Here is a 2,832-nt window from a genome sequence, read left to right as displayed (position 1 = left end):
CAGGCCGCCGGCCAGGCCCCGGGTCGAGCCGAGACCTGGCTCCCGATTCCCGACCCCTCGGTGGCGGTGGGGCTCTGCGCCTACGACCTCGCCGACGGGCCGATGCGGGTCTCGGCCCGCACGGGGCCGCTGATGATGTCGCTCGCGGTGCACGGGCGCCGGGGCGCCTTCTACGCGGTCACCGATCAGGCGGCGGTGCGGGGCGCCCTCGACCTCGTGGTGCTCACCCGCGCCCAGTACGACGAGGCGCTGGCCAACGCGGACGAGGACGAGGTCAGCCACGACGTCCGCATCGTCGCCCCGGAAACCCGGGGCTACGTGGTGGTGCGGGTGATCGCCGCCCTGCCGAGCCAGCGCCCGGCCGCCGACGCGGCGGTCCAGGCCGTCTCCTGCACGGTCGACAGCCCGGCCGAGGATTCCAAGCCGGGCGGCTGAGCGTGGCCCGGGCTCAATACTTGGCGATGACGGGGGCTGCCGCGACGGGCGCCGGAGCGACCTCGGCCTCCGGCAGGAGGCCGCAGCGGATCTCGGCTTCCGGCGGCACCAGGGGATCGAGGATCGGCCGGCGTCCGTCCAGGGCCGCGAGGGTGCGCTCCACCTGAACCGCCTCCGGCCCCGGCGCCTCGATCAGGAGGTGCTCCAGGGCGTAGCGGTAGCCGGCCGCGCGGAGGCCGGTCTCCAGGCGGACCCAGGCGATCAGGCAGCGGTTCTCGGCCACCCGCATGGCGGCGTGCCGGACATCGCGGTCGTCGAGGGTCTTGACGAAGGGCAGGCTGCGCAGGCGCAGCGCATCCGCTTCCTTCACCCGCACGGCCAGGGCGGCGAATTGCGGGATCAGGCGGGCGTCGGCGCCGATATCCTCCGACAGGCGGCGATAGCGCGAGACCGGCGAGCGGAAGGCGTCTCCCATCAGGGTGTCGTGGTAGGCGGCCGGGTCGGCCGTGCGCCAGGAGGGGGGCAGCAGGCGGCTGCGGGTGAGGTTGGCCAGCACGTCCGTGAAGGCGTCGCGCCCGGCCGCGGGCATCAGGAAGCGCCAGGCCCGGTCGCGCAAGCTCCGCTCGTCGTCCGTGAAGGGAAAGGCGGAGGCCGGCTCCGAGCGCTCCCGTGCGGCCAGTGTGCCGGTGGTCTCGACGAGGCTGTTCCACGCGCTCGGCTTGGGGCGCCCGAAATCCCCCTCCTGGGCGCAGCCGGCGAGGAGCGCGAGCAGGGCGAGACCGGCCGGGCCGGACCGCCAGGGCGGACGGGCGCGGGGCCGGCCCGTGTCGGGGTTGGGCGACATGCGGGCCCTGCGTGGGGTGCGGTTCAGGAACGGCGGCGCAGGCGCGGCGCGGGGGCGTCCGCCTCGGGGCTGCGCTCGTAGCGCACGCCCGTGAAGAGCAGGATGGCGCCCCGGGGGGCATCCGCATCCGGGCGCCGGAAGCGGCGGCCGCTGGGAGGGAGCGCCACCACGGTGGCCGTGGGAGGCTCGACGAGGCGCTCGGGGCCTCGCGTCGGGTGCAACCTGTCGGAGTTCATCGGCTCTTTTCCGATCCCATTCGTCCTCTGGGCGATCCGTCACCGGGTTTCGCCGCCCCCGCCTCCGGGCGTTCCGGCGTACCGGGGGGGCCGGCAGAGATCAGCATGGGGTGGTTAACGGAATGTTGCCATGGACCGCCTCGGCCGAGCTTCCCGGACGCGCCGCCACACCCGGCCGGTGCGCCCGGCCCGCGCGTGTCTTTCGCGCCACGCTCACGGTCAATCGAACTGGCGCATCATTTGCATGGGGATGATCGCCCATGGCGGGCATTTCCTCCCTTGCACTCGGCCCCGCTCGCCCGGCGAGCGGGGCTTTTTTGGGCGGGCGGCCCGGATCCGCATTCCGGCCCGGCGGGGAACGGCGGGAACACCCGGCGCCCGAGGCGCTTGCTAAGGGCGGGGCAGGCCCGATATTCCCGCAGCTTCCGAGCGAAGGCTCGCGCCACGTCCCGACGCCGTTTCATCCAGACGCCATCTCATTCGCAACGAAGGACGCCGCAGCATGCGCGTGGTTACCGCACGACCCTCGAGTTCGACCGTCTGCCTCGGCAGGGTCCTCAAGATTGCGCCGTTCGCCCTGCTGATGCTGGCGGCCAACCCCGCCCAGGCCCAGCGCGAGGACCAGGGCCTCCAGCTCGGCTGCGCGAACGATTACTTCCGCCTCTGTGCCGGGGTCGATCCCAACAGCACCGATGCGGAGCGCTGCATGGACCGCAACCGCTCGCGTCTCTCCCCCGAGTGCAAGAACGCCATCGGCGACTACGATCGGCGCACCGGCGGCCGGTCTCAGAAATAGGCGGGGGCCCTCCGGCATCGCGGGCGTCGTGCACGGCCGGGGCAGGTTCCAGGACGGAGATATGAGACCATGGCCCTGACCGTCGCAGTCCAGATGGACCCGATCCAGGCGATCCGGATCGCCGGAGACACCACCTTCGCGCTGCTGCTGGAGGCGCAGGCCCGCGGGCACCGGCTCCTGCACTACACTCCCGACCGGCTGTCGATGCAGGGCAACACGGTGACGGCGCGGGTCGAGGCCCTGACCGTGCAGGACGTCGAGGGGGCGCACGCCACCCTCGGCGCGCCCGAGCGCATCGATCTGTCGGGCGTCGACGTGGTCCTGATGCGCCAGGACCCGCCCTTCGACATGGCCTACATCACCGCCACACACATGCTGGAGCGCATCCACCCGCGCACCCTGGTGGTGAACAACCCGTCGGAGGTGCGCAACGCGCCCGAGAAGCTGTTCGTCCTCGACTTTCCCGAACTGATGCCGCCGACGCTGATCACCCGCGACAAGGCGGAGATCGAGGCCTTCCG

General features: G+C 72.8%; 4 protein-coding genes and 1 pseudogene. 3 read left to right on the top strand and 2 right to left on the bottom strand.

Annotation, left to right across the window (positions count from 1 at the left end):
• The coding region (locus K2X24_RS16725; protein WP_292499469.1) for a hypothetical protein at positions 1-435 on the top strand (435 nt) is incomplete at its 5' end.
• Positions 436-448: 13 nt separating this feature from the next.
• On the opposite strand, the gene K2X24_RS16720 is transcribed toward K2X24_RS16725, so the two are convergent.
• Both K2X24_RS16720 and K2X24_RS16715 read right to left on the bottom strand, forming a co-directional pair.
• Complete coding sequence (locus K2X24_RS16720) at positions 449-1,279, bottom strand: hypothetical protein (RefSeq protein WP_292499468.1); 831 nt, start codon at positions 1,277-1,279, stop codon at positions 449-451.
• 23 nt (positions 1,280-1,302) lie between these two features.
• Positions 1,303-1,515, bottom strand: a complete 213-nt coding sequence (locus K2X24_RS16715) for a hypothetical protein (RefSeq protein WP_292499467.1) — start codon at positions 1,513-1,515, stop codon at positions 1,303-1,305.
• A 583-nt stretch (positions 1,516-2,098) separates the two neighbouring features.
• On the opposite strand from K2X24_RS16715, the gene K2X24_RS16710 reads away from it, so the two are divergent.
• Together K2X24_RS16710 and K2X24_RS16705 are read left to right on the top strand one after the other, a co-directional pair.
• Positions 2,099-2,311, top strand: a complete 213-nt coding sequence (locus tag K2X24_RS16710; RefSeq protein ID WP_292499470.1) for a hypothetical protein — start codon at positions 2,099-2,101, stop codon at positions 2,309-2,311.
• A gap of 69 nt (positions 2,312-2,380) precedes the next feature.
• Positions 2,381-2,832, top strand: a pseudogene (locus tag K2X24_RS16705) (glutathione synthase); the annotation flags it as partial.

Source organism: Methylobacterium sp. (genome assembly GCF_019750675.1).
Classification (GTDB): Bacteria; Pseudomonadota; Alphaproteobacteria; order Rhizobiales; family Beijerinckiaceae; genus Methylobacterium.
Note: the sequence above shows the minus strand (reverse complement) of the source record. Positions and strands in the feature narration are given on the sequence as shown.

What these genes read in the sequence shown, in the direction of transcription:
- K2X24_RS16710 (WP_292499470.1), top strand. Translation starts at nt 2,099, where the DNA reads ATGCTGGCGGCCAACCCCGCCCAGGCCCAGCGCGAGGACCAGGGCCTC.
- K2X24_RS16720 (WP_292499468.1), bottom strand. Translation starts at nt 1,279, where the DNA reads ATGTCGCCCAACCCCGACACGGGCCGGCCCCGCGCCCGTCCGCCCTGG.
- K2X24_RS16715 (WP_292499467.1), bottom strand. Translation starts at nt 1,515, where the DNA reads ATGAACTCCGACAGGTTGCACCCGACGCGAGGCCCCGAGCGCCTCGTC.